We start from the raw sequence: 23807 nt of genomic DNA on the forward strand, positions 1-23807 counted from the left end.
AGACGAGGATCCAACCCCGTACGCATCGAAACCATGTACGGGGAGGCTCCCTTGAGGGACAGCAGACCGAAGAGGCGGGTGGCGGCGCTCGGTTCGGCCGGCGTGCTCGTCACATCCGCGCTCATAGCCGGCGCCGTCGCGGCGCCCAGCGCGAGCGCGACGGCGGACACCCGTCACGGCAAGGACCGTGAGGCCCAGGGCGTCGCCGTCGCCGCGGCCCGAGCCGCCAAGACCGGCGTCGACTGGCAGGACTGCCCCGCCGACTGGAACCTGCCCCGGCCCATCCAGTGCGGCTGGGTCTCCGTGCCGCTGGACTACGCCAAGCCGAACGGCAAGCAGATCAAGCTCGCCGTCGACCGCATCGCGAACACCGGCACGCCGGCCGAACGGCAGGGCGCGCTGCTGTACAACCCGGGCGGCCCCGGCGGTTCCGGACTGCGCTTCCCGGCCCGGGTCACCTCGAAGAGCCCCGTCTGGGCCAACACCGCCAAGGCGTACGACTTCGTCGGCTTCGATCCGCGCGGGGTGGGGAAGTCCGCGCCCATCTCCTGTGGCGACCCGCAGGAGTTCGTGAAGGCGCCCAAGGCCGACCCGGTCCCGCGCACCGAGGCCGACAAGCGGGCACAGCGCAAGCTCGCCCGCGAGTACGCCGAGGGCTGCCTCGAGCGCAGCGGCACCATGCTGCCGCACATGACCACCCCGAACACCGCCCGCGACCTCGACGTCATCCGCGCGGCACTCGGCGAGAAGAAGCTCAACTACCTGGGCGTCTCCTACGGCACCTACCTCGGCGCCGTCTACGCCACCCTGTTCCCGGACCACGTGCGCCGCATGGTCGTGGACAGCGTGGTCAACCCGTCCCGCCAGAAGATCTGGTACCAGGCCAACCTGGACCAGGACGTCGCCTTCGAGACCCGCTGGCAGGACTGGCAGGACTGGGTCGCGAAGAACGACGCCGTCTACCACCTCGGCACCACCCGGGCCGCCGTTCAGCAGCAGTGGCTGAAGCTGCGCGCCGCCGCGGCGAAGGAGCCGTTCGGCGGAGTCGTCGGCCCCGCCGAGCTGATCGGCTTCTTCCAGAGCGCCCCCTACTACGACTCCGCGTGGGCGCCGGTCGCCGAGGTGTTCGGGCAGGCCGCCGCCGGGAACACCCAGGCGCTGGTCGACGCCGCCGCCCCGGACCTGTCCGACACGGCGGGCAACGCGGCCGCGGAGAACGGCAACGCCGTCTACAACGCGGTCGAGTGCACCGACGCCAAGTGGCCCACCGACTGGCGCACCTGGGACCGCGACACCACCCGACTGCACCGCGACCACCCGTTCCTGACCTGGGCCAACACCTGGATGAACCTGCCCTGCGCCACCTGGCCGGTTCCCCAGCGCACCCCCGTCGACGTGAGGACCGGCAAGGGCCTGCCGCCCGTGCTGATCGTCCAGTCCGAGCGGGACGCGGCCACCCCGTACGGCGGCGCCGTCGAGCTGCACAAGCGGCTCAAGGGCTCCCGCCTGATCACCGAGCGGGACGCCGGCTCCCACGGCGTCACCGGGCTGGTCAACCCCTGCGTCAACGACCGGGTCGACACCTACCTGCTCACCGGGAAGCTCGACCGCTCCGACGTGACCTGCGCCCCGCACGCCACGCCGAAGCCGTAACCGCGCGACAGTGAGGGGCGGCCGGAAGAGCCCGGCCGCCCCTCATCCGTGAACGCGGTGCTCACCGCAGCGGCATGCGCGACGCCCGCCGCCTCTCCTCCGCTTTACGCTTCTCCTCCTCGGCCTTCACGTCGGCCGCGTACCGGTCGACGTACTCCTGCTCGGAAAGGGAGAGGATGGCGTACATGATCTCGTCCGTGATGGCACGCAGGACCGCCTTCTCGTTCTCCATGCCCTGGTAGCGGGAGAAGTCCAGCGGCTCGCCGAAGCGGATCACCACCGGGTGGACGCGAGGGATCTTCCGGCCGGGCGGCTGCGCCTCGAACGTGCCGATCATCGCGCAGGGCACCACCGGGACGCCCGCCTTGAGGGCCATCACCGCCACGCCGACCTTGCCCTTGTAGAGGCGGCCGTCGTGCGAGCGGGTGCCCTCCGGGTAGATGCCGAGCAGTTCGCCCTTGCTCAGCACCCCGAGCCCCTCGCGGATCGCCGCCTGACCGGCCTCCTTGCCGGAACGGTCGACGGGGATCTGGCCGGCGCTGTGGAAGAAGAACGCCGTCAGCCGCCCCTTGAACCCCGGGCCGGTGAAGTACTCCGCCTTGGCGAGGAAGGTGATGCGACGCTTCAGCACGGCCGGCATCAGGAAGTGGTCGGAGAACGACAGATGGTTCCCCGCCACGATCGCGGCGCCGGAGGACGGGACATGTGCCAGGCCCTCGATCCGGGGCCGGAAGACCAGTCTGAGCAGCGGGCCCAACAGCACGTATTTGAGCAGGTAGTAGAACAAATGCACGCTCCTCGACTCTGGGAAACGACGGGATCGCCGCGTTCCAGCAGGTCATCCGGCACGTCGTGAACTGCCAGTCTAGGACCGGGTGACGGGCCCGGGCACCAGGTTCGACGGGAACCGGAACTCACCGCCCCGGACAACCGGCCGCACGCCACGCGGCCGCCGCCCGCGCACCGGCCGGTAGGCTCGACGGCATGCGGATCTCCGTCTCCTCCGACATGGACGAACCGGTCGCCCGCGCCCTGGTCGACGCCCTGCGCGAACGCGGCCACGAGGTGCGCGCCCACGGCGCCCTGAGCCCCGGGGCCGACCCGCAGTGGGCCGTCTGCTCCGAGGCCGCCGCCCGCGACGTCGCCGACGGGCGGGCCGATCAGGCGGTGGTGTGCTGCTGGACCGGGACCGGCGCCTCGATCGCCGCCAACAAGGTGCCCGGCGCCCGGGCCGCCCTGTGCACCGACGCGTACACCGCCGACGGCGCCCGCCGCTGGAACGACGCCAACGTGCTGGCGCTGAGCCTGCGGCTCACCTCGGTCCCGCTGCTCCACGAGATCCTCGACGCGTGGTTCGCCGGCCGGCCCAGCGACGACCCCGAGGACCGGGCCAACGTGGAGCGCACCTCCCATCTCGACGGTGAGCGCGCCGGCACCTGACGGCGGGTGGGCGCCTCCCGTCTCGACGGCGAGCGCGCCGGCACCTGACGGCGGGTGGGCGCCACCCGTACCGCCGGCGAGCGCACCGGAGCCTGACGGCCGTGGTCGTCACAACCGCACGACGACCAGGGCCGTGTCGTCCGTGGCGCCGCCCGGCGGCAGCAGTTCCCGCAGCACCGTGTCCGCCAGCGGCTCCGGGTCCAGCGCGCGGTGGTGGCGCAGGGACTCCGCCAGTCGCCGCAGCCCGACGTCGATGTCCTCACGCCGCCGCTCGACCAGCCCGTCGGTGTAGAGAACGAGGGTCGCCCCCGGCTCGAAGACCGTGGACGCCTGCGGCCGCGGCTGCGGCTCCGGACGGGCGTCCAGCGGAGGATCCGTCGCCCGGTCGAGGAACTCCACCCGCCCGTCGCCGTGCAGCAGCACCGGAGGCGGATGGCCCGCGCTGCTGTAGGTGATGACGTGCCGGTCGAAGTCGATGAACGTGGTCACGACCGTCGCCGACTCCGCGCCGTCGACCACGTTCGCGTACCGGCCGAGCACGTTCAGCGCCTGGGCCGGGCCGTCCGCCACCCGGGACGCGGCGCTCAGCGCGCTGCGCAGCTGGCCCATGACTCCGGCCGCCTCCAGGCCGTGCCCCACCACGTCGCCCACCGACACGCCGATGCGGTGGCCGCCCACCAGGTCGACCAGGTCGTACCAGTCCCCGCACACGTTCAGTGAGCCCACCGCGGGCCGGTAGCGCACCGCGGCCCGGCGATGGCCGGCCTTCCGGTGCGCCGGAAGCATCGCCTTCTGCAGCACCAGGGCCACCTCACGTTCCCGGGCGTGCGCCTCGCGCAGCCGGTTGTTGAGCTCCTGAAGCTCCCGGGCGCGGGTGTACAGCTCGGCCTCCAGCACCCGTCCCGCCGTGTCGCCGTCGAGCCCCCGGGCCCGCACGAACTCGGTGACCTCCTCGACCCGGTGCACGATCAGCCGCACCCGGCCGTCCGGTCCGAGGACCGGGCTGTTCACCGGCGACCAGTAGTGCTCGTGCCAGTTCCCCGAGTTCTCGGGGGACTCCACGTCGTAGCGCTGCAGGGCCATGGCGTCCCGTTCGCCGGTGGCCAGCACCCGCAGCAGCGAGGCCCGCAGATGGTGCGAGTGGCTCGAGGCGGGGGAGTTCAACGACTCGGGGAACACGTCGAACACGTGGCGGCCCAGAAGGGATTCACGCGGACGACCGGTGCCCCGCACGTACGCGTCGTTGACGTCGGCGAACACCAGGTCCGGGGTCAGCAGCGCCACCATGCCCGGCAGTGCCCGGTACACCGCCTCGAAGTCGATCGTCGTGTCCGCCATGGCCCCGCCTCACTCCGAGGACGCGGGAAGAGGCTGCTCCGCCCAGATGATCTTCCCGTCGGGGACGAACCGCGTGCCCCAGCGCTCCGCGAGCTGCGACACCAGCAGCAGCCCCCGGCCGCCCTCGTCCATCGCGCGCGGATGCCGCAGGTGCGGGGCGCTCGCGCCGCCGTCGAGCACCTCGCACACCAGCGTCCGCTCCCGGATCAGCCGCAACCGCACCCGCCCGGAGGCGTGACGGATCGCGTTCGTCACCAGCTCGCTCACCAGCAGCTCCGTGGTGAACTTCAGCTCCTCGTCGAGACCCCAGCGGGCGAGCTGGTCCTGGGCCGTCCTGCGGGCGTCCGCCACCACCGCCGGGTCGGGCGGCAGGTCCCACGCGGCGATCTGTCCCGGCGCGAGCCGCCTGGTCCGCGCCATCAGCACCGCCACGTCGTCCTCCGGGCGGACCGGGACCAGCGCGTCGACCACCGCCTGGCAGCTGGGCCGCAGCTCGCGCGCCGTGCCCTCAAGGGCCCGCCGCAGCCGCTCCCGTCCCGTCCCCTCCGCGCCGCCGTCGCCGTGCGCCAGCAGCCCGTCCGTGTGCAGCACCAGCGTGCTGCCCTCGTCCAGTGACAGCTCCACCGCCTCGAACGGCGGACCGCCCACCCCGAGCGCCGGCCCCTGCGGCAGGTCCACGAAGCCGACCGCGCCGTCCGGCGCCACCACCGCGGGCGCGGGATGCCCCGCGGCGGCCATCGTGCACCGCCCGTCCGCCGGGTCGTACACCACGTACAGGCAGGCGGAGCCGACCGAGTTGCCCTGCCTGACCCCGCGCTCCCCGTCGTCGTCACCCTCCCCGTCGCCGTCGTCCCGGGCCGAGCGGAGGGCCAGGTCGTCCAGGTGCGCCAGCACCTCCTCGGGCGGCAGGTCGATCGCGGCGAGCGTGCGGACCGCCGTGCGCAGCCGCCCCATGGCCGCGGCGGCGTCGATGCCGTGCCCCGGCACCTCGCCGACCACCAGCGCCACCCGGGCGCCGGACAGCGGGATCAGGTCGTACCAGTCGCCGCCCAGCCCGGTCAGCTCGTCGGCGGGCCGGTAGCAGGCGGCCACCTCGACGGCGTCCTGGTCGGGCAGCCGCCGCGGCAGCAGGCTCCGCTGGAGCACCAGCGCGGCGTCCCGCTCGCGGGTGTAGCGGCGGGCGTTCTCCACGCATACGGCGGCGCGCGAGACCAGGTCCTCGGCCAGGTGCAGGTCGTCCGCGTCGAAAGGGCTCTGACGGCGGCGGAAGAACGTGGTGAGGCCCAGGGTGACGCCGCGCGCCCGGATCGGGACGATCATCACGCTCTGCAGGCCCAGCTCCAGGAAGGTGGACCCCCGGCCGTCCGGCGCGTCCGCGGACCACTCCACCGCCAGCGGGTCGAGCTGCCCCTGCCGCCAGGACCGCCCCGTGGTCAGGCACCGTACGGGAGGGGAGTCCGCCAGGTAGGAGACGACCGCGCCGCTGTCCACGGATGTCCGCGGCAGATCCTCGTACAGGGACCGGTGGCCGGCGCGGCGCAGCGGGATGCGCTCGGAGCCGGCGAGCGGCTCCGGGACCGGCTCGGCGCCGTGCAGCACCGTCTCCAGCAGGTCCACGGTGACGAAGTCGGCGAGGCCGGGCACGGCGACGTCCGCCAGCTCCTGCGCGGTGGTCATCACGTCGAGGGTGCGGCCGATGTACTGGCCGGCCCGGTCGAGCAGGGCGAGGCGCTGCCGGGCGCGGTGCCGGTCGGTGACGTCCACGACGGTGTAGTACACGCCCATCGGGTCGCCCCGTTCGTCCTCGAGGCGGGTGAACGACAGCATGTGCGCGGTCTCCCGCAGTGGCGCCGAGCGCACCCGGCCGACGTACTCGTAGCCGATCACCTGCTCGCCGGTCTCCAGCACGTGCCGCATCCGCCCCTCGACGGCCTCGCTGTCCATGCCCGGCTGGACGTCGGCGACCCGCAGACCCACACGCGTCCGGCCCGGACCGCCGCCCCACTGCTCCAGGGCCGCGTTGGACCACACGAAGCGCAGCTCCGTGTCCACGATGGCGATGCCGATGGGGTTGCCGACGACGATCTGCTCCAGCACGCCGCGGCTCATGTCCCAGCCCCGCGCTCCGTCCCCCAGCTCCGACAGCAGTACCAGCACCCCCGGGCGGCCCTGCGGGACTGTCGTCGGGGTGACCCGCACCGACACCGGCACCGGCCGCCCGTCCCGGTGGAGGGCCGTCATCAGTCCCGTCCCGTCGCCGCCGGTGCGGCACCGGTCGAGCAGGTCCTCCATCCGCTCGGCGTCCTCGGCCTCCAGCAGGTCGGCGAACTTCCGGCCCACCGCCTCCTCCGCGCGGTGGCCCAGCAGCCGCTCCGCGTGCGCCGTCCAGCCCGTCACCAGACCGTGCGGGTCCAGCAGCAGCGGCGCGGCGTCGGCCACGTCGAACCCCTGCCGGGCTCCTCCCTGCTCCTTGTGTCCGCCCACGGACGGCCTCTCTGTCGCTGAGAGCGTTCTGTCACCTTTGTCCCCGCTAGACCCCATCTTCACCCCGATGACCGGCCCAGGGCTCCCCGGAGGTGGGCCACCGGTGCACCGCGCCCGTCGTCCGACCCGCGCCCGGACAAGCCGAAGCCCCCGCCCGGCAGAACCGGCGGGGGCGTCGGGCGGACAGGTCAGACCTGGCGGCTGAGCACCTTCTCCAGCGTGCGCAGCGCCTCCCGCAGCTCGTCCGCGGTGACGGTCAGCGGCGGGGCCAGCCGGACGGTCGAACCGTGCGTGTCCTTGACGAGGATGCCCTCGCGCATCAGACGCTCGCTGACCTCCCGGCCGGTGCCGAGCGTCGGGTCGACGTCCACGCCCGCCCACAGGCCGCGGCTGCGGAAGCCGGTGACGCCCTTGCCGACCAGCGCCTCCAGGCCCTCCCGCAGCACCACGCCCAGCTCGGCCGCGCGCCGCTGGAACTCGCCCGTCTCCAGCAGTTCCACCACGGCCGTGCCCACGGCGGCCGCCAGCGGGTTCCCGCCGAACGTCGACCCGTGTTCACCCGGGTGGAGCACCTGGAGCACCTCACGCCGGGCCGCCACCGCCGACACCGGGACGATCCCGCCGCCCAGCGCCTTGCCCAGCAGCACCACGTCCGGTTCGACCGACTCGTGCTCCACGGCCAGCGTGCGCCCGGTGCGGCCGAGCCCCGACTGGATCTCGTCCGCGACGAACAGGCACCCGGCGCGCCGGGTCAGCTCCCGCACCCCGGCCAGATAGCCGTCGTCCGGGATCACCACGCCCGCCTCGCCCTGGATCGGCTCGATCAGCACCGCCGCCGTCGTCCCGTCGACCGCCTCCTCCAGGGCCGCGAGGTCGTTGTACGGCACCACCCGGAACCCCGGGGTGAAGGGGCCGAAGCCGGCGCGGGCCGTCTCGTCCGTGGAGAAGCTGACGATCGTGGTCGTCCGGCCGTGGAAGTTGTCCGCCGCCACGACGATCGTCGCCCGGTCGGCGGGGACGCCCTTGACGTCGTAGGCCCACTTGCGGGCCACCTTGATGCCGCTCTCCACCGCCTCGGCGCCGGTGTTCATGGGCAGCACCGTGTCCAGGCCCGTCAGCGCGGCCAGCCGCTCCGCGAACTCCGCCAGCCGGTCGTTGTGGAAGGCGCGCGAGGTCAGCGTGAGCCGGTCCAGCTGGCGGTGCGCCGCCTCGATCAGCGCGGGGTGCCGGTGGCCGAAGTTGAGCGCCGAGTAGCCGGCCAGCATGTCCAGGTACTTCCGGCCCTCCACGTCCTCCACCCAGGCGCCCTCCGCGCGGGCGACGACCACGGGCAGCGGATGGTAGTTGTGCGCGAGGACCGGCTCCTCCGCCGCGATCAGCTCGGCGGACGAACGCGTACGGGGGGCAGTGGTCATGAGCGGATCTCCTGAGTGCAGCACTTGATGCCCCCGCCGGCCTTGCGGAACTCGGACAGGTCGACGGGGACGGGGACGTAACCGCGGCCGGCGAGCCGGTCGGCGAGGGCCGTCGCCTCCGGCGGGACGAAGACATGACGGCCGTCCGAGACGGAGTTCAGGCCGAACGCCATGGCGTCCTCCCTGGTGGCGAGGACCGCGTCCGGGTACAGCCGCTCCAGCACCTCACGGCTGCCCGGCGAGAACGCCTCCGGGTAGTACGCGACGTTCTCCTCGTCCAGCACGAACAGCGCCGTGTCCAGGTGGTAGAAGTACGGGTCCACCAGGGTCAGACCGATCACCGGCACCCCGAAGAACTCCTGGGCCTCCCGGTGCGCCTCGGGCGTGGTGCGGAAGCCGGTCCCGGCGAGGACCCAGCGCCCGGCCGGCACCAGGTCGCCCTCGCCCTCGCACACCGACTCCGGATGCTGGACGTCGAACCCGTGCGCCTTGAACCAGGCGGCGTACGGCACCGACTCCGGGCGCCGCTCCGGCGCGTGGAACTTCGAGCCGAACACACGCCCGTCCACGACGACCGCCGCGTTCGCGGCGAACACCATGTCGGGCAGACCGGGCAGCGGTTCCACGGTCTCCACGGTATGGCCGTGGCGTCGGTAGGCGTCGACCAGCGACAGCCACTGCCGCCGGGCGAGTGAGACGTCGACGGGACGGTCCGGACGCATCCAGGGGTTGATCGCGTACCGCACGGCGAAGAATCTGGGTTCGCAGACGAGATATCGCCGTGGGCGCGCCACACGTGATTCGAGCACGAAGGGGTTCCTCCGCTTCACACGGTGTCGACTAGGGGTGACTCCACGGTAGAAACGCGGCCCTACGGCCGACAAGCGACAGATCCTGCGTGTCCACGCAGGATCGCTGCGTCTTTCCCGGCGTCAGCGCACGTCCGGTGCGTCGTCCGGGGCGGGCTGCGTCACTCCCGCCTCAGGACTGTCGGGCAGCAGGTGGGACAGCACCATCACGCTGATCGTCTTCCGGATGAACGGCTCCTGGCGGATCCGCTCCAGCACCTCCTCGAAGTGCTCCACGTCCCGCGCCCGCACGTGCAGCAGCGCGTCCGCGCCTCCGGTCACCGTCATCGCCGCCGCGATCTCCGGATGGTTGCGCACCACCTCCGCCAGCCGCCGCGGCGGCGCCGCCCCCTCGCAGTAGACCTCCACGTACGCCTCGGTGCGCCAGCCCAGCGCGGACGGCCGCACGGTCGCGGTGAACCCGGTGATCACGCCGGTCTCCCGCAGCCGGTCCACCCGGCGCTTGACCGCCGTCGCCGACAGCCCGACGGAGGCGCCGATCTCCGCGAAGGACGTCCTGGCGTTCGCCATCAGAGCGGTGACGATCTTCCGGTCGAGTTCGTCGAACGGCGTGGGCCTGCTGTTCATGCGGGCACTGTATCCACGACGGCCCCACGGTCACCCCGGGTGCGCCCCGGGAGGAGGACCGGCGCCGAACCGGGTGAAACGCCCTTGTCCGGCACGTAGTCCGGAGCCGGAGATCCCCCCTACACTCCACCTTCATGCTGCGCGCCCTCGCCGTCGACGACGAACGCCCCTCGCTGGAGGAGCTGCTGTACCTGCTGAACGCCGACCCGCGTATCGGCAGCGCGGAGGGCGCCGGCGACGCCACCGAGGCCCTGCGACGCATCAACCGCGCCCTGGAGTCGGGACCCGACGGGCCCGACGCCATCGACGTCGTCTTCCTCGACATCCAGATGCCCGGCCTCGACGGACTCGACCTCGCCCGGCTGCTCACCGGTTTCGCCCGGCCGCCGCTCGTCGTGTTCGTCACCGCCCACGAGGACTTCGCCGTCCAGGCCTTCGACCTCAAGGCCGTCGACTACGTCCTCAAGCCCGTCCGCAGGGAACGCCTCGCCGAGGCCGTACGGCGGGCCGCGGCCCAGCGCGGGACGGCCCCGCCGGAGCCCGCCCCGCGCATCCCCGTGCACGAGCCCGACCCCGACCACATAGCCGTCGAGCTGGGCGGCGTCACCCGCTTCGTCGCCGTCGACGACATCACCCACGTCGAGGCCCAGGGCGACTACGCCCGCCTGCACACCGACCGCGGCAGCCACCTCGTGCGCATCCCGCTGTCCACCCTGGAGGAGCGCTGGCGCTCACGCGGCTTCGTCCGCATCCACCGCCGCCACCTGGTCGCCCTGCGCCACATCGGCGAGCTGCGCCTCGACGCGGGCACCGTGAGCGTCCTGATCGGCTCCGAGGAACTCCAGGTCAGCAGACGCCACGCCCGCGAGCTGCGGGACCTGCTGATGCGCCGGACCACGGGCTGACGGGGGAGACAACCGCATGCCCCAGGAACCCGCGGAGCGCCGGGTGGTCGTCACCGGCCCGCCCCGCCGCACCCGCCGCACCTCCGGCTACTACCGCCCGCGCACCGAGATCGACGAGCAGACCACCCTCGGCCACACCTATGTGCGCTCCCTGATGCGCATCCAGCTGCGCACCGGACTCACCGTGTTCGCCGTCCTCGCGCTGCTCATCGGCCCGCTGCCGCTGGTCTTCGCCGCCGCCCCGGACGCCCGCCGGCTGGAGTGGGCGGTCCTCGGTTTCGGGCTCTACCCCCCGCTGGTCCTGCTCGCCCGCTGGTACGTCCGCCGCGCCGAACGCAACGAACGCGACTTCGTGCGGCTCGTCGAGGACCGCTGAGACCCCGGGAACCGCACCGCCGTGAACACCGCCTACGCCGTCACCGCCGTCGCGCTCGTCGCCGTCGCGACCGTCCTCGTCGGCGCCTTCGGCCTGCGCATATCCCGCACCACCTCCGACTTCTACGTCGCCTCCCGCACCGTGGGGCCCCGCCTCAACGCGGCCGCCATCAGCGGCGAGTACCTCTCCGCGGCCTCCTTCCTCGGCATCGCCGGACTGGTCCTGGTCCAGGGCCCGGACATGCTCTGGTACCCGGTCGGCTACACCGCCGGCTACCTGGTGCTGCTGCTCTTCGTCGCCGCGCCCCTGCGCCGCTCCGGCGCCTACACGCTGCCCGACTTCGCCGAGGCCCGGCTCTCCTCGCACGTGGTGCGGAGACTCGCCGGCACCCTCGTCGTAGGCGTCGGCTGGCTCTACCTGCTGCCCCAGCTCCAGGGCGCCGGACTCACCCTCACCGTGCTCACCGGCGCGCCCGACTGGCTCGGTGCGGTGATCGTCGCCGTCGTCGTCACGGTGATAGTGGCCGCCGGCGGCATGCGCTCCATCACCTTCGTCCAGGCGTTCCAGTACTGGCTCAAGCTCACCGCCCTGCTGGTGCCCGCCCTCTTCCTGGTGATCGCCTGGCAGAGCGACGGCGCGCCCAGCCACGCCTTCGACGAGCCCGCCGAGTTCCGCGAACAGCGCGTGGTGCGCGTCGACGACACCGTCGACCTGCGCCTGACCGCCCCGCTCACCGTCACCGTGGACGGCGCCGTCGACGGCGTGGAACACGAGGGCGCGGAGGTCAGCCTCTCCGCCGGCACCCACCGCATCGACGGCGGCACCCGCCTCACCTTCGCCGAGGGCGCCGAGGTCCCCACCACCGGGCAGGGAGCCGACGACGCCCTGTCGCCCTCCCGCGCCGAGAGCCGCGAGGAACGCCCGCTGTACGCCACGTACGGGCTGATCCTCGCCACCTTCTTCGGCACCATGGGCCTGCCGCACGTGGTGGTGCGCTTCTACACCAGTCCGCACGGCGTGGCCGCCCGCCGCACCACCGTCGCCGTCCTGGGCCTGATCGGCGCCTTCTACCTGCTGCCGCCCGTCTACGGCGCCCTCGGCCGCCTCTACGCACCGGACCTCACCCTCACCGGGGACGCGGACGCCGCCGTCCTGCTGCTGCCCGGCCGGATGATCGGCGGCACCGGCGGCGACCTGCTGGGGGCGCTGGTCGCCGGGGGAGCGTTCGCCGCGTTCCTGTCCACCGCCTCCGGACTCACCATGGCCGTCGCCGGGGTGCTGACCCAGGACGTGCTGCCCTCCCGCGGCGTGCGCCATTTCCGCCTCGGGACCGTGCTCGCCATGGCCGTCCCGCTGGTGGCGAGCATCCTGGTCGGCGGGCTGCCGGTGGCCGACGCCGTGGGCCTCGCCTTCGCCGTGTCCGCGTCCTCGTTCTGCCCGCTGCTGGTCCTCGGGATCTGGTGGCGGCGGCTCACCCCGCCGGGCGCGGCCGCCGGGATGCTCGTCGGCGGCGGCTCCGCGTTCCTCGCCGTGGCCGCCACCATGGCCGGCTATCCGGGCGCCGGGCCGTGGCACGCGCTGCTCGCCTGGCCCGCCCTCTGGTCGGTGCCGCTCGGCTTCCTCACCATGGTGCTGGTCTCCCTCGCCACACCCGGCCGGGTGCCGCCCGGCACGGCCGCGGTCCTGGCCCGCTTCCACCTGCCGGAAGAGCTGCGCACGGAGGTGTCCGCATGAGCGGCTTCCTCGCCGGACTGCTCGTCGCCGTGCTGCCGCTGCTGGCCGCCGGCTTCTGGCTCGGCCGGCGCACGGCACGGCCCGCGAGCCTCGCCGGACTCGGCACCCCCGTCGAGCACGCCACCTTCGAGACCCTGCACACCGCCTCGCTGGCCACGCCCCCGCTGCGCGCCGGGCTCACCGAGGAGACCGCCCGCAAGTCGGCCCGCAAGCTGCGCTCCCTGCTCGGCACGGACGCCCTGGGCCTCACCGACCGTGAGCAGGTCCTCGTCTGGGACGGCGTCGGCGCCCACCACCGCACCGAGATCATGGAGCGTCTCACCGGCCCCCTGGACACCGGCCGCGGCGAGGCGTTCCCGCTGACCTGCGACACCCCGGACTGCACGGTCCGCTGGGCGGTGGTCGCCCCGCTCACCGTCGACGACCGGGTGCACGGCGCGCTCGTCGCCTGCGCGCCCCGCGAGTCGGCGGTGCTGGTCAGGGCCGCGGGGGAGGTGGCCCGCTGGGTCTCCGTGCAGCTGGAGCTGGCCGACCTGGACCAGTCCCGCACCCGGCTGATCGAGGCCGAGATCCGCGCCCTGCGCGCGCAGATCTCCCCGCACTTCATCTTCAACTCGCTCGCGGTGATCGCGTCCTTCGTGCGCACCGACCCCGAGCGCGCCCGTGAGCTGCTGCTGGAGTTCGCGGACTTCACCCGCTACTCGTTCCGCCGGCACGGCGACTTCACCACCCTCGCCGACGAGCTGCACGCCATCGACCACTACCTGGCGCTGGTGCGGGCGCGTTTCGGCGACCGGCTGGCCGTCACCCTCCAGATCGCCCCCGAGGTGCTGCCGGTCGCACTGCCGTTCCTGTGCCTCCAGCCGCTGGTGGAGAACGCCGTGAAGCACGGCCTGGAGGGCAAGGCCGACAAGTGCCGCATCCAGATCACCGCACAGGACGCGGGCGCCGAGGCGCTCGTGGTCATCGAGGACGACGGCGCCGGCATGGACCCCGACCTGCTGCGCCGCATCCTCGCCCGCGAGGTCAGCCCCACCGGCGGCATCGGCCTGTCCAACGTCGACGACCGGCTCCGCCAGGTCTACGGCGACGACCACGGGCTGGTCATCGAGACGGCCGCGGGCGCGGGCATGAAAATCACCGTCCGGCTGCCGAAGTACCAGCCGGGCGTCCATCTGGCGGGGCGGCTCACCCCTCGGTGAGCCGCCCGCCCGTGCCGGTCAGCTGGTGCTGGTCGCGACCATCCCCAGGGTGAGCAGGCCGAGGACGACCCAGATGAACCACAGCCAGCCGTTGCTGCCGAGCGCCACCGTGTACGCCGTCACGGCGACCAGGCCGCCGACGGTGAGCACGCCCATGGTCTTCGTCGAGGTGGAACCGTTCGTGGTACCGGGCATCGCGACACCCTCCTCAGGTCCGTTCCCTCCATGGTGCCCCGGTTTCGGAAAAGCAGGGCGGTACGGGACGGAACCCCGGGGCCGCTAGCTGCCGCGCGCGTTCAGGGAGGCCAGGTAGGCGTTGTACGCCTCCAGCTCCTTGTCGCCGTCCCGGTCGGCGGCGCGGTCCTTGCGGCGCGCCTGCCGCTGGTCCGAGGCGTACCACTGGAACAGCAGCGCGATCAGCACCAGCACCGACGGGACCTCGCTGAACGCCCAGGCGATGCCGCCGGCCGCGTTCTGGTCGGACAGGGGGTCGATGCCGAGCGACGCGGGCGGGTTCAGGAAGGTGTCGACCATCGGAGTGGAGGCCATCATCAGGGCGATGCCGAAGAAGGCGTGGAACGGCATGCCCGCGAACAGCTCCAGCATCCGCATCAGGTGACCCGGCCGGTGCGGACCCGGGTCGACGCCCATGATCGGCCAGAAGAACACCAGGCCCACGGCGAGGAAGTGCACCATCATCGTCGCGTGCCCGACCGCCGACCCCATCAGGAAGTCGAACAGCGGGGTGAAGTACAGGGCGTACAGGCTCGCGATGAACATCGGGATGGTGAACAGCGGGTGCGTCACCACCCGCATGTAGCGGCTGTGCAGCAGCATCAGCAGCAGCTCGCGCGGCCCCTTGGTGCCGCGTACGGACGCCGGGGGCAGCGCCCGCAGCGCCAGGGTGATCGGGGCGCCGAGCAGGATCAGGATCGGCGACACCATGCTGATGACCATGTGCTGCACCATGTGCACGCTGAACATCACCATGCCGTAGTCGTTCAGCGCGGTGCACATCACCAGCCCGATGCTCAGCACACCGGTGGCGAACGCGACCGTCCGCCCCACCGGCCACCTGTCACCGCGCCGGACCAGCCGGACCACGCCCCAGCCGTACAGCGCGAGCGCCAGCAGGCAGGCGACGAGGAAGAACGGGTCCGCCGACCAGGCGAGCCCTCGGCCCAGCGTGAACGGCGGCAGATCCATGGTCATGCCGTGCCCGCTGTGATCCATCCGCCGGCTCCATTTTCGTCCAGGTTGTACGCAATCGGTCCGCACCAGACTAGAACCGCCCCCGGCGACGTCCGTCACCGGGGGCGGTCTGTGAAGCCCGTCTCACGCGCCGGGCGGCGGCCGGAGGATCAGAGCACGCACTCCGCCTCGGCGTACCGCGCCTCGGGCACGGTCTTCAGCGTCTCCACGGCCTCCGCGAGCGACACCATGACGATGTCGGTGCCGCGCAGCGCCGTCATCTGCCCGAAGTCGCCGCGGTGCACGGCCTCCACCGCGTGCCAGCCGAACCGGGTGGCCAGCACCCGGTCGTACGCGGTGGGGGTGCCGCCGCGCTGCACGTGGCCGAGGATCACCGGACGGGCCTCCTTGCCGAGCCGCTCCTCCAGCTCCAGGGAGAGCTGCCGGGCGATGCCGGCGAACCGCTCGTGGCCGTAGACGTCCTTGCCGCCCTCGTCGAAGTCCATGGTCCCGGCCTTCGGCTTGGCGCCCTCGGCCGCGACGACGATGGCGAACCGCTTCCCGGCCGAGAACCGCTCGCCGACCTTCGCGGTCAGCTCGTCGATGTCGAAGGGCCGCTCGGGCACCACGATGGCGTGCGCGCCGGCCGCCATGCCGGAGTGCAGCGCGATCCAGCCGGTGTGGCGGCCCATGACCTCCACGATCAGCACGCGCTGGTGCGACTCGGCGGTGGTCTTCAGCCGGTCCAGCGCCTCGGTGGCCACGCCGACGGCCGTGTCGAACCCGAAGGTGACGTCCGTGACGGCGATGTCGTTGTCGATGGTCTTCGGCACGCCGACTATCGGCAGACCGTTGTCGGACAGCAGCCGCGCCGCCTTGAGGGTGCCCTCACCGCCGATGGGGATGATCGCGTCGAGACCGAGCTCCTCGACATGGCCCCGGGCCCGCTCCACACCGTCCCGCAGATGCTCGGGACGCACCCGGGAGGAGCCGAGGATGGTGCCGCCGCGGGCGAGGATGCCGCCCACCGCGTCGAGGTCGAGCTTGAGGTAGTCGCACTCCAGGAGGCCCTTCCACCCGTCGCGGAAGCCGATGACCTCGTCGCCGTGGTCGACGACGGCACGGTGCACGACGGACCGGATGACGGCGTTCAGGCCGGGGCAGTCGCCGCCGGACGTGAGGACACCAATGCGCATAGCCCGAAACAACCTTCTCGAAGTGGGCCGGGACCGGACCGCGCTGTCCGGTTCGATCCCCGCCACCCTAGCCGTTTCGGGGGGAGGTGCCGCATCCCGCGTCCGCCTGCTGGACGACGCCGCTCACCTGTGCGGAGGAGGCGTCAGACGGGCCGTGCCAGGCCCCTCCGACGCCGCTCACCTGTGCGGAGGAGGCGTCGGACGGGCCGTGCCAGGCCCCTCCGACGCCTCCTCCGCGGCGTCGTTCCGGCGCCTACGCGGGCTGCTGGGCGGCGGCGATGCGCTCGTTGCGCAGGGCCTCGTACCAGCGGTCGTCGGTCGGCGGCAGCGCGTTGACGTCCAGCGCCAGCTTCAGCAGCAGGTCCGCGATCTGCGGGTTGCGCGCCAGCACCGGGCCGTGCATGTACGTGCCGAACACGGTGTCGTTGTACGCGCCTTCGGTGCCGTCGCCGGTGCCGTTGCCGTTGCCGAAACGCACCTGCGCGAGCGGGCGTGCCGTGGGGCCCAGGTGGGTGATGCCCTGGTGGTTCTCGAACCCGGTCAGCGGGGGCAGCCCGAGCTGCGGGTTGATGTCCGCGAGGACGTCGCCCACGCAGCGCGCGCCCTCGCCGCGCACCGACACCACGTCGAGCAGGCCGAGGCCGGGCTCGCGCTGGCCGAGGTCGTTGATGAACTCGTGGCCGAGGATCTGGTAGCCGGCGCAGACCGAGAAGACGATCGCGCCGTTCTCCACCGCCCGGTGCAGCCCGCCGTCGCGGCGCAGCCGCTCGGCGGCCAGCCGCTGCGGGCGGTCCTCGCCGCCGCCGATCAGGTAGATGTCGCCGGAGGTCGGGATCGGCTGGTCGCTGCGCACGTCGAGCCGCGCCACGTCCAGGCCGCGCTGCCGCGCCCGGCGCTCGACGACGAGGACGTTGCCCTGGTCGCCGTAGGTGCTGAGCAGGTCCGGGTAGATCCAGACGACCCGCAGCTGGTTGTCGCTCACTTCAAGTCCCCTGAGGTGTCGTGGTCAGTTGCCGACGCGGCGGCGCAGGTCCTGGAACGCGGTGTAGTTGGCGATGACCTCGATCCGGCCCGGCGGCGACATCTGGACCGCCTGGTCGAGGTTCTCGCACACCTGGAACTGCTGGTTGGCGACCTCGAGGCGCACCGCCAAGTCCAGCTTCCGGTCGCCGACGACGCAGATCGGGTGGCCGGTGAGCCGGGTGTAGTCGACGTCCCACAGCCAGGAGGTGTCGGTGCCGTCGGCGGAGCGCGCGTTCACCGAAAGGATCACCGGGGTCGGCGGCGGGTCGATCAGCGAGAACGTCTCCAGCCAGCCCGCGGGGTTCTTCGCGAGCAGCAGCCGCAGGTCACGGCCCTGGAACTGGACGACGTCGTAGCGGCCGGCCACGGCCTGCACCTGGTACATGCGCTCCAGGGCCACCTGCGGCGGCACCCCGAAGACGGCGGCGACGGCCGCGGAGGACGCGGCGTTGGCCTTGTTGGCGCGGCCCGGCAGCTGGAGGTGGATCGGCCAGGCGGAGCCGTGCGGGTCGAGCACGTGGTCGCCGGAGAGCGCCCAGCTCGGGGTGGGGCGGCGGAAGCCGCACTCGCCGCAGAACCAGTCGTCGCCGGGGCGCTGCATCACGCCGCCGCACGACGGGCAGGACCAGGCGTCGTCCTTCCACATCTGGCCGGCGGCCACCCAGATCACGTTGGGGGAGGACGACGCGGCCCACACCACCAGCGGGTCGTCGGCGTTGGCCACGATCACGGCCTTGGAGCCGGCCAGGCCCTCGCGCCAGGCCTCCGCGAGCATGCGGGTCTCCGCGGCGCGGTCGAGCTGGTCGCGGGAGAGGTTGAGCAGGGCGATGCACTTGGGCTCGGTGGCCTGCGCGACGCCGACCAGGTACTTCTCGTCGACCTCGATGACGCCGTAGCGGGCGTCCTCGCCGGCCGCGAGGGCCGAGGTGATGCCGGCCGGCATGTTGGCGCCCAGCGCGTTGGAGACGACCGGGCCGGCCGCCTTGAGCGCCTCGGCGATGAGCCGGGTGGTGGTGGTCTTGCCGTTGGTCGCCGAGACGAGGGTCACGTCCAGGTGCGCGGCGAGCCGGTGGAGAAGCTCGGGGTCGAGTTTCAGGGCCACCCGGCCGCCGATCACCGAACCGCTGCCGCGCCCTGCGGCGCGGGATGCCGCTGCGACCGCCTTGCCCGCGGTCACGGCCAGCTTGGCCCGCGGCGTGAGCGGGTCCGAGTTGCCTGCCATCAGTTCTCGATCCTCCTTGCGTACGCGCCGCGTCTGTGCCTGACGGCCACGTGGTGTGGGCTCAGCCTATCGAGATCCATTCGCCCTCCAGTACCGCGGCTCCGTCGTAAGACGGGGCGGGGATGCAAGGACCGTACCCTTGCGGCCATGCGACACGGCTCTCTGCCCGGCGTCCACGGACGCGTACGGCCCCTCACCCTGCTCGGAGACCCCGTCCTGCACACGCCGTGCGGGGAGGTCACCGACTTCGGCCCGGAACTGGCGGATCTGGTGGAGGACTTGTTCGCGACCATGTACGCGGCCGAGGGAGTGGGCCTGGCCGCGAACCAGATCGGCGTGCCGCTGCGGGTGTTCGTCTTCGACTGCCCCGACGACGAGGACGTACGGCACCTCGGACACGTGGTGAACCCGCGGCCGGTGGTGACGGACGGGGTGGTGGTGCGAGGGCCCGAGGGCTGTCTGTCGCTGCCCGGCCTGGAGGCGGGGACGGAGCGGTACGACCACGCGGTGGTCGAGGGCTTCACGGTGACGGGGGAGCCGGTCACCGTGCACGGCACCGGGTTCTTCGCCCGCTGCCTCCAGCACGAGAGCGACCACCTGGACGGCACGGTCTACGCCGACCGCCTTGACGGCCGTCGGCACCGCAAGCTGATGCGCCAGATCGCGCGCGCCTCCTGGCACCGCCCTGCCTGAGCCGGGCCCCGGGGTCAGAAGCCCGGGCCGCCCACCTTGTCGCCGGCCGCGGCCAGCCGACCCCACAGCAGGTCGGCCAGGCTGCGCACCAACTCGGCGCGGGCGCAGGGGCGTTCGCCCAGCCACCAGTCGCCGGCCGCGTGCATCATGCCGACGATGCCGTGGCCCCAGACCCGGGCCAGCTGGTGGCTTCCGGGGCCGAGGTCGAGGCGTTCCTCGATCACCTGGGCCAGTTCTTCGCCCATCCGGCGCAGCAGCGGCGCCGAGTGCTTGCCCACGTCGAAGCCCTGCTCGCTCGGCGAGCCCTCCGCCGGGTGCATCAGGAAGCGGTAGACCTGGGGCCGTGCCTCGATCGCCGCCAGGTAGGTGTCCAGCGTGGCCTCGACCCGCTCCCGCCGCTCCGCGGGCGCGTCCAGTGCGGCCCGCAGGGAGTCCAGCAGGGCGTCGGTGTGGCGTGTGGCGAGGGCGGCGTAGAGTCCTCCCTTGTCGCCGAAGTGACGGTAGAGGATGGGCTTGGTGATGCCGGCCTCCGCGGCGATGGCGTTCATCGAGGCCCCGGGGCCGTCGCGCAGCACCACTCGGTCGGCGGCCTCCAGCAGCTCGCGCCGGCGTCGGTCGGCGGACCGCTGCTGCTCGGTCCGCTGTGTGGTGTCCATGAGCTCTCCCCACCCGTGCTGAATCGGTGACGCCTGCGCAAACTAACACTGATCACGGCCCCGACATCGAACGGGATGCCGACCTGCCTGGGGAGTTGACTTTTCCTACTTGTCGGTAACAGACTGGGGTTACCGCAAGTAACATGCACGTGCGCCGCCGCTGGAGGGGTCATGGCCGAGTTCACCATGGAGCTCAACGACGAGCAGAAGGAGGTGCGGGACTGGCTGCACGGCTTCGCCGCCGACGTCATCCGTCCCGCCGCCGCCGAATGGGACGAGCGTGAGGAGACTCCCTGGCCGGTGATCCAGGAGGCGGCCAAGGTCGGCATCTACTCCCTGGACTTCTACGCGCAGCAGTACTTCGACGCAACCGGTCTCGGCATCCCCATGGCGATGGAGGAGCTGTTCTGGGGCGACGCGGGCATCGCGCTGTCGATCGTCGGCACCGGCCTCGCCGCCGTCGGCGTCCTCGCCAACGGCACCGAGGAGCAGATCGGCACCTGGATCCCCCAGATGTACGGCGACGTGAACGACGTGAAGGTCGCGGCCTTCTGCTCCTCCGAGCCCGACGCCGGCTCCGACGTGGCGTCGATGCGCACCCGCGCGGTGTACGACGAGGCCAAGGACGAGTGGGTCATCAACGGCACCAAGACCTGGGCGACCAACGGCGGCATCGCCAACGTCCACGTGGTGGTCGCGGTCGTCGACCCCGAGCTGGGCTCGAAGGGCCACGCGTCCTTCATCATCCCGCCGAACACCCCGGGCCTCTCCCAGGGCCAGAAGTTCCAGAAGCACGGCATCCGCGCCTCGCACACCGCCGAGGTCGTCCTCGAGGACGTCCGCGTCCCCGGCTCCTGCCTGCTCGGCGGCAAGGAGAAGCTCGACGAGAGGCTCGCCCGCGCCCGGGAGAAGGCCAAGAAGGGCGGCGAGCGCGTGAAGAACGCCGCCATGGCCACCTTCGAGGCCTCCCGCCCGGCCGTCGGCGCCATGGCCGTGGGCACCGCCCGCGCCGCGTACGAGGTCGCCCTCGACTACGCCAAGACGCGTGAGCAGTTCGGCCGCCCGATCATCGACAACCAGGGCGTCGCCTTCCAGCTCGCCGACATGCGCACCCAGATCGACGCCGCCCGCCTGCTGGTGTGGCGCGCCTCCTGGATGGGGGTCAACGGCAAGCCGTTCACGGCGGCCGAGGGTTCGATGTCGAAACTGTTCGCCAGCGAGACCGCCAAGAAGGTCACCGCCCAGGCCATCCAGATCCTCGGCGGCAACGGCTACACCCGTGAGTACCCGGTCGAGCGGATGCACAGGGATGCCGCCATCTACACCATCTTCGAGGGCACCAGCGAGATCCAGCGCCTGGTGATCGCCCGCACCCTCTCGGGCATGTCCATCCGCTGACCCACCCGTGCGGGGGCGGTCCGGTCCGCCGGCTTGCCCCCGCACGGCGTAAGGGCCAACCTCGGGGGTGACCGACGCCTCGGAGGACGCGATGACACGCACGGCCCGGGACCTGCTGCGGACGATCACCGCGGAGCTCGCCCCCGATCCGCGCTCGAACCCGCTGGTGCCGCAGATCGCGGCGGGGAAGGCGGACCGCGAGGTGCTGGCGGTGCTCGCACTGGAACAGGCGCAGGTGATCCCCGCGGACCGCCGCGCCTTCCTCCAGCTGGCGGTGCGCTCCACGGCCGAACCTGAGGCCGACGCGTACTTCACCGCCCTGGCCGAGGGCGAGGCGCTCGCCCAGCAGCGGCTGCCCGCCTTCGCCGCGGCCTGCGGCGTCGACGGGACCCGGGCCGCCGCCTACACCCCGCTGCCCGGCTGCCAGGCCTACCCGGCCTACGTCGCCTGGCTGGCCCTCAACGCCGCCCCGGCCGACGCCGTGCTCGCCGTCACCGCCAACTTCTCCGCGTGGGGCGGCTACTGCGCCACCATCGCCGCCGCACTGCGCACACACTACGGCTTCGACGACGAGGCCTGCGCCTTCTTCGACTTCTTCGCCGGACCGGCCGAGCACCTGGACCGCACCGCCGAGCGCGCAGTCCAGGCGGCCCTGGAAACCGGGCGCCTGGACGAGAGCCGCGCCCGCGCCTACGGACACCTGCTGCAGAGTTACGAAGCGCTGTTCTGGCGGACCCTCGAACGGCCGGCCTGACGCCTTACGGGGTGGTGCCGCTGGAGTGGGCGATGCACGCCACGTCGATGCGGTCGGCGAGCTTCGCCAGTTCGATCGTCAGCGCGGCGACCGTGTCCTCGTCGAGCCCGCCCTCGCCGGACTCGACGAGCCGGACCCAGCGGCCGCCGACCGTGCGCAGCAGCTTGCTGACGTCGGCGGCCGCCACCTGAAGGGTGCCGCGGTCGTCGACGATCAGGGGCAGGGTCACTTCGCGGTTCACAGTCGGGATCGTAGCCGTGCGGGCGTCACGCGCCGTGCCAAACCGTGGTGATGTTGCAGAACTCGCGGATTCCGTGCCCGGACAGCTCACGCCCGTAACCCGACCGCTTGACCCCGCCGAAGGGGAACGCGGGATGGGACGCCGTCATGCCGTTGACGTACACGCCGCCCGCCTCGAGGTCCCGGACGAACCGGTCGATCTCCGCCTCGTCACGCGTCCACACGTTCGAACTCAACCCGAACAGGGTGTCGTTGGCGATCAGCACCGCCTCGTCCAGGTCGTCCGCCCGGTACAGCGTGGCGACCGGGCCGAACGCCTCCTCCCGGTGGATGCGCATCTCCCGGTCGATCCCGGCCAGCACGGTCGGCGGGTAGAACCAGCCCGGCCCGTCCGGGCGTTCGCCACCGCACAGCACCGTGGCGCCCGCCCTCACGGCGTCGTCGACCAGTTCTTCCAGGTCCCGGCGGCCCTGTTCGCTGGAGAGCGGGCCGACGTCGGTGTCCTCGTCCGTCGGGTCGCCGACCTTCAGCGCCTTCATGCCGGCGACGAACCGCTCGGCGAAGGCGTCGTAGACGTCCGTGTGCACGATGAACCGCTTGGCGGCGATGCAGGACTGGCCCGCGTTCTGCACCCGGGCCGTCACCGCGACCTCCGCGGCCCGGTCCAGGTCGGCCGAGGGCATCACCACGAACGGGTCGCTGCCGCCCAGCTCCAGCACGGTCTTCTTGATCATCTCGCCGCACGTCGAGGCCACCGCCCGGCCGGCCGGCTCGCTGCCGGTGAGTGTGGCGGCCTTGATCCGCTCGTCGCGCAGCAGGTCGTCGACGGTGGCGGAGCCGATCAGCAGGGTCTGGAAGCAGCCCTCGGTGAAGCCCGCGCGGTGGAACAGGTCCTCGAGGTACAGGGCGGTCTGCGGCACGTTCGACGCGTGCTTCAGCAGCCCGACGTTGCCCGCCATCAGGGCGGGGGCGGCGAACCGCACCACCTGCCACAGCGGGAAGTTCCACGGCATCACCGCGAGCACCGGGCCCAGCGGCCGGTACCGCACCAGGGCCCGGGAGGCGCCGGAGTCCTTCACGTCGGAGGCGGCGGGCTCCTCGTCGGCGAGCAGCTCGGCCGCGTGATCGGCGTACCAGTGCATCGCCTTGGCGCACTTCGCGGCCTCCGCGCGGGCCTGCGCGACCGGCTTGCCCATCTCCGTGGTGATCACCCTGCCGATGGCGTCCCGGTCCTCGTCGAGGATCTCGGCGGCCTGGTGCATCAGACGGGACCGCTCCTCGAAGGTCGTCGTCCGGTACGTGCGGAAGGTGGCCTCCGCGAGCTGGAGCCGGCGTTCGACCTCGTCCTCGTCCATGGGGTGGTACGTCTTGACGGTCTCGCCGTTCGCCGGATTCACCGTGGCGATGTGCATCACTGGCCTCCATGGGACGGGCTGTGCTCCGACGACCTT

23 protein-coding genes are annotated in these 23807 nt (G+C 72.5%); 9 read left to right on the forward strand and 14 right to left on the reverse strand.

What is annotated here, in order from left to right; translation table 11 throughout:
* Positions 1–33 precede the first annotated feature (33 nt).
* Complete coding sequence (locus ACF1AG_RS19270) at positions 34–1653, forward strand: alpha/beta hydrolase (RefSeq protein WP_387797151.1); 1620 nt, start codon at positions 34–36, stop codon at positions 1651–1653.
* A 61-nt stretch (positions 1654–1714) separates the two neighbouring features.
* Here ACF1AG_RS19270 and ACF1AG_RS19275 read toward each other — a convergent pair whose 3' ends face one another.
* Positions 1715–2440: a lysophospholipid acyltransferase family protein gene (locus ACF1AG_RS19275; RefSeq protein ID WP_391810087.1), complete on the reverse strand. Its 726-nt coding sequence runs from the start codon at positions 2438–2440 to the stop codon at positions 1715–1717.
* A 197-nt stretch (positions 2441–2637) separates the two neighbouring features.
* Here ACF1AG_RS19275 and ACF1AG_RS19280 point away from each other — a divergent pair, with 197 nt between their 5' ends.
* Positions 2638–3093, forward strand: a complete 456-nt coding sequence (locus ACF1AG_RS19280) for an RpiB/LacA/LacB family sugar-phosphate isomerase (RefSeq protein WP_391810088.1) — start codon at positions 2638–2640, stop codon at positions 3091–3093.
* Between the two features lie 108 nt (positions 3094–3201).
* Here ACF1AG_RS19280 and ACF1AG_RS19285 read toward each other — a convergent pair whose 3' ends face one another.
* From ACF1AG_RS19285 to ACF1AG_RS19305, 5 genes are all read right to left on the reverse strand, one after another.
* Positions 3202–4431, reverse strand: coding sequence for a SpoIIE family protein phosphatase (locus ACF1AG_RS19285; protein ID WP_359603004.1), 1230 nt, complete (start codon positions 4429–4431; stop codon positions 3202–3204).
* 9 nt (positions 4432–4440) lie between these two features.
* A complete protein-coding gene (locus tag ACF1AG_RS19290; protein WP_391810089.1) occupies positions 4441–6915 on the reverse strand; it encodes a SpoIIE family protein phosphatase in 2475 nt (824 codons plus the stop codon).
* Between the two features lie 188 nt (positions 6916–7103).
* The gene (rocD, locus tag ACF1AG_RS19295) at positions 7104–8330 is read right to left on the reverse strand and encodes an ornithine--oxo-acid transaminase (protein WP_359603007.1); all 1227 of its coding nucleotides are present in this window, start codon (positions 8328–8330) and stop codon (positions 7104–7106) included.
* Complete coding sequence (ddaH, locus tag ACF1AG_RS19300) at positions 8327–9139, reverse strand: dimethylargininase (protein ID WP_359603009.1); 813 nt, start codon at positions 9137–9139, stop codon at positions 8327–8329. The genes rocD and ddaH overlap by 4 nt, the downstream gene beginning before the upstream one ends.
* A 123-nt stretch (positions 9140–9262) precedes the next feature.
* Positions 9263–9766, reverse strand: a complete 504-nt coding sequence (locus ACF1AG_RS19305; RefSeq protein ID WP_024884926.1) for an Lrp/AsnC family transcriptional regulator — start codon at positions 9764–9766, stop codon at positions 9263–9265.
* 134 nt (positions 9767–9900) lie between these two features.
* Between ACF1AG_RS19305 and ACF1AG_RS19310 the strand changes: the two genes are divergently transcribed.
* The 4 genes from ACF1AG_RS19310 to ACF1AG_RS19325 are packed head-to-tail and all read left to right on the forward strand — an operon-like array spanning position 9901 to position 13983.
* Positions 9901–10671 (forward strand): LytTR family DNA-binding domain-containing protein, encoded by a 771-nt coding sequence (locus tag ACF1AG_RS19310; RefSeq protein WP_359603011.1) that lies wholly within the window; start codon positions 9901–9903, stop codon positions 10669–10671.
* 16 nt (positions 10672–10687) lie between these two features.
* Complete coding sequence (locus ACF1AG_RS19315) at positions 10688–11047, forward strand: hypothetical protein (RefSeq protein ID WP_359603012.1); 360 nt, start codon at positions 10688–10690, stop codon at positions 11045–11047.
* 21 nt (positions 11048–11068) lie between these two features.
* The gene (locus ACF1AG_RS19320) at positions 11069–12781 is read left to right on the forward strand and encodes a cation acetate symporter (RefSeq protein WP_391810090.1); all 1713 of its coding nucleotides are present in this window, start codon (positions 11069–11071) and stop codon (positions 12779–12781) included.
* Positions 12778–13983: a sensor histidine kinase gene (locus tag ACF1AG_RS19325; RefSeq protein ID WP_391810091.1), complete on the forward strand. Its 1206-nt coding sequence runs from the start codon at positions 12778–12780 to the stop codon at positions 13981–13983. The genes ACF1AG_RS19320 and ACF1AG_RS19325 overlap by 4 nt, the downstream gene beginning before the upstream one ends.
* A gap of 18 nt (positions 13984–14001) precedes the next feature.
* On the opposite strand, the gene ACF1AG_RS19330 is transcribed toward ACF1AG_RS19325, so the two are convergent.
* The 5 genes from ACF1AG_RS19330 to ACF1AG_RS19350 form a co-directional block, all read right to left on the reverse strand.
* Entirely contained in the window at positions 14002–14178 is a 177-nt protein-coding gene (locus ACF1AG_RS19330; protein WP_359604788.1) for a hypothetical protein, read from the reverse strand.
* A gap of 84 nt (positions 14179–14262) precedes the next feature.
* A complete protein-coding gene (locus ACF1AG_RS19335) occupies positions 14263–15216 on the reverse strand; it encodes a cytochrome c oxidase assembly protein (RefSeq protein WP_359604790.1) in 954 nt (317 codons plus the stop codon).
* Positions 15217–15344: 128 nt separating this feature from the next.
* A complete protein-coding gene (locus ACF1AG_RS19340) occupies positions 15345–16370 on the reverse strand; it encodes a 6-phosphofructokinase (RefSeq protein WP_093552004.1) in 1026 nt (341 codons plus the stop codon).
* 253 nt (positions 16371–16623) lie between these two features.
* Positions 16624–17352 carry a glutamine amidotransferase gene (locus ACF1AG_RS19345; RefSeq protein ID WP_359604792.1) on the reverse strand — a complete coding sequence of 243 codons (729 nt, stop codon included), beginning with the start codon at positions 17350–17352 and terminating at the stop codon, positions 16624–16626.
* A gap of 24 nt (positions 17353–17376) precedes the next feature.
* Positions 17377–18615, reverse strand: coding sequence for a MurT ligase domain-containing protein (locus tag ACF1AG_RS19350; protein WP_102636915.1), 1239 nt, complete (start codon positions 18613–18615; stop codon positions 17377–17379).
* A 147-nt stretch (positions 18616–18762) separates the two neighbouring features.
* On the opposite strand from ACF1AG_RS19350, the gene def reads away from it, so the two are divergent.
* Complete coding sequence (gene def / locus ACF1AG_RS19355) at positions 18763–19308, forward strand: peptide deformylase (RefSeq protein ID WP_359604794.1); 546 nt, start codon at positions 18763–18765, stop codon at positions 19306–19308.
* Between the two features lie 14 nt (positions 19309–19322).
* On the opposite strand, the gene ACF1AG_RS19360 is transcribed toward def, so the two are convergent.
* Entirely contained in the window at positions 19323–19964 is a 642-nt protein-coding gene (locus tag ACF1AG_RS19360; protein WP_359604796.1) for a TetR family transcriptional regulator, read from the reverse strand.
* Between the two features lie 171 nt (positions 19965–20135).
* On the opposite strand from ACF1AG_RS19360, the gene ACF1AG_RS19365 reads away from it, so the two are divergent.
* Both ACF1AG_RS19365 and ACF1AG_RS19370 read left to right on the forward strand, forming a co-directional pair.
* On the forward strand, positions 20136–21362 hold the full coding sequence (locus ACF1AG_RS19365) for an acyl-CoA dehydrogenase family protein (RefSeq protein ID WP_359604797.1): 1227 nt from the start codon (positions 20136–20138) through the stop codon (positions 21360–21362).
* Positions 21363–21453: 91 nt separating this feature from the next.
* On the forward strand, positions 21454–22116 hold the full coding sequence (locus ACF1AG_RS19370; protein ID WP_359604799.1) for a transcriptional regulator: 663 nt from the start codon (positions 21454–21456) through the stop codon (positions 22114–22116).
* Positions 22117–22120: 4 nt separating this feature from the next.
* On the opposite strand, the gene ACF1AG_RS19375 is transcribed toward ACF1AG_RS19370, so the two are convergent.
* Entirely contained in the window at positions 22121–22357 is a 237-nt protein-coding gene (locus ACF1AG_RS19375) for a DUF6213 family protein (protein ID WP_026243794.1), read from the reverse strand.
* 25 nt (positions 22358–22382) lie between these two features.
* A complete protein-coding gene (locus ACF1AG_RS19380) occupies positions 22383–23768 on the reverse strand; it encodes an NADP-dependent succinic semialdehyde dehydrogenase (protein ID WP_359604801.1) in 1386 nt (461 codons plus the stop codon).
* Positions 23769–23807: the final 39 nt, after the last annotated feature.

This window comes from Streptomyces sp. NPDC014764, assembly GCF_043082785.1.
GTDB classification, from domain to species: Bacteria; Actinomycetota; Actinomycetes; order Streptomycetales; family Streptomycetaceae; genus Streptomyces; species Streptomyces althioticus.

Bases quoted from the DNA above. Each gene is read 5' to 3' on its own strand.
- ACF1AG_RS19270 (WP_387797151.1), top strand. From the start codon at position 34: ATGTACGGGGAGGCTCCCTTGAGGGACAGCAGACCGAAGAGGCGGGTG.
- ACF1AG_RS19280 (WP_391810088.1), top strand. From the start codon at position 2,638: ATGCGGATCTCCGTCTCCTCCGACATGGACGAACCGGTCGCCCGCGCC.
- ACF1AG_RS19285 (WP_359603004.1), bottom strand. From the start codon at position 4,431: ATGGCGGACACGACGATCGACTTCGAGGCGGTGTACCGGGCACTGCCG.
- rocD (WP_359603007.1), bottom strand. From the start codon at position 8,330: ATGACCACTGCCCCCCGTACGCGTTCGTCCGCCGAGCTGATCGCGGCG.
- ACF1AG_RS19305 (WP_024884926.1), bottom strand. From the start codon at position 9,766: ATGAACAGCAGGCCCACGCCGTTCGACGAACTCGACCGGAAGATCGTC.
- ACF1AG_RS19310 (WP_359603011.1), top strand. From the start codon at position 9,901: ATGCTGCGCGCCCTCGCCGTCGACGACGAACGCCCCTCGCTGGAGGAG.
- ACF1AG_RS19315 (WP_359603012.1), top strand. From the start codon at position 10,688: ATGCCCCAGGAACCCGCGGAGCGCCGGGTGGTCGTCACCGGCCCGCCC.
- ACF1AG_RS19325 (WP_391810091.1), top strand. From the start codon at position 12,778: ATGAGCGGCTTCCTCGCCGGACTGCTCGTCGCCGTGCTGCCGCTGCTG.
- ACF1AG_RS19330 (WP_359604788.1), bottom strand. From the start codon at position 14,178: ATGCCCGGTACCACGAACGGTTCCACCTCGACGAAGACCATGGGCGTG.
- ACF1AG_RS19335 (WP_359604790.1), bottom strand. From the start codon at position 15,216: ATGGATCACAGCGGGCACGGCATGACCATGGATCTGCCGCCGTTCACG.
- ACF1AG_RS19340 (WP_093552004.1), bottom strand. From the start codon at position 16,370: ATGCGCATTGGTGTCCTCACGTCCGGCGGCGACTGCCCCGGCCTGAAC.
- ACF1AG_RS19350 (WP_102636915.1), bottom strand. From the start codon at position 18,615: ATGGCAGGCAACTCGGACCCGCTCACGCCGCGGGCCAAGCTGGCCGTG.
- def (WP_359604794.1), top strand. From the start codon at position 18,763: ATGCGACACGGCTCTCTGCCCGGCGTCCACGGACGCGTACGGCCCCTC.
- ACF1AG_RS19360 (WP_359604796.1), bottom strand. From the start codon at position 19,964: ATGGACACCACACAGCGGACCGAGCAGCAGCGGTCCGCCGACCGACGC.
- ACF1AG_RS19365 (WP_359604797.1), top strand. From the start codon at position 20,136: ATGGCCGAGTTCACCATGGAGCTCAACGACGAGCAGAAGGAGGTGCGG.
- ACF1AG_RS19370 (WP_359604799.1), top strand. From the start codon at position 21,454: ATGACACGCACGGCCCGGGACCTGCTGCGGACGATCACCGCGGAGCTC.
- ACF1AG_RS19380 (WP_359604801.1), bottom strand. From the start codon at position 23,768: ATGCACATCGCCACGGTGAATCCGGCGAACGGCGAGACCGTCAAGACG.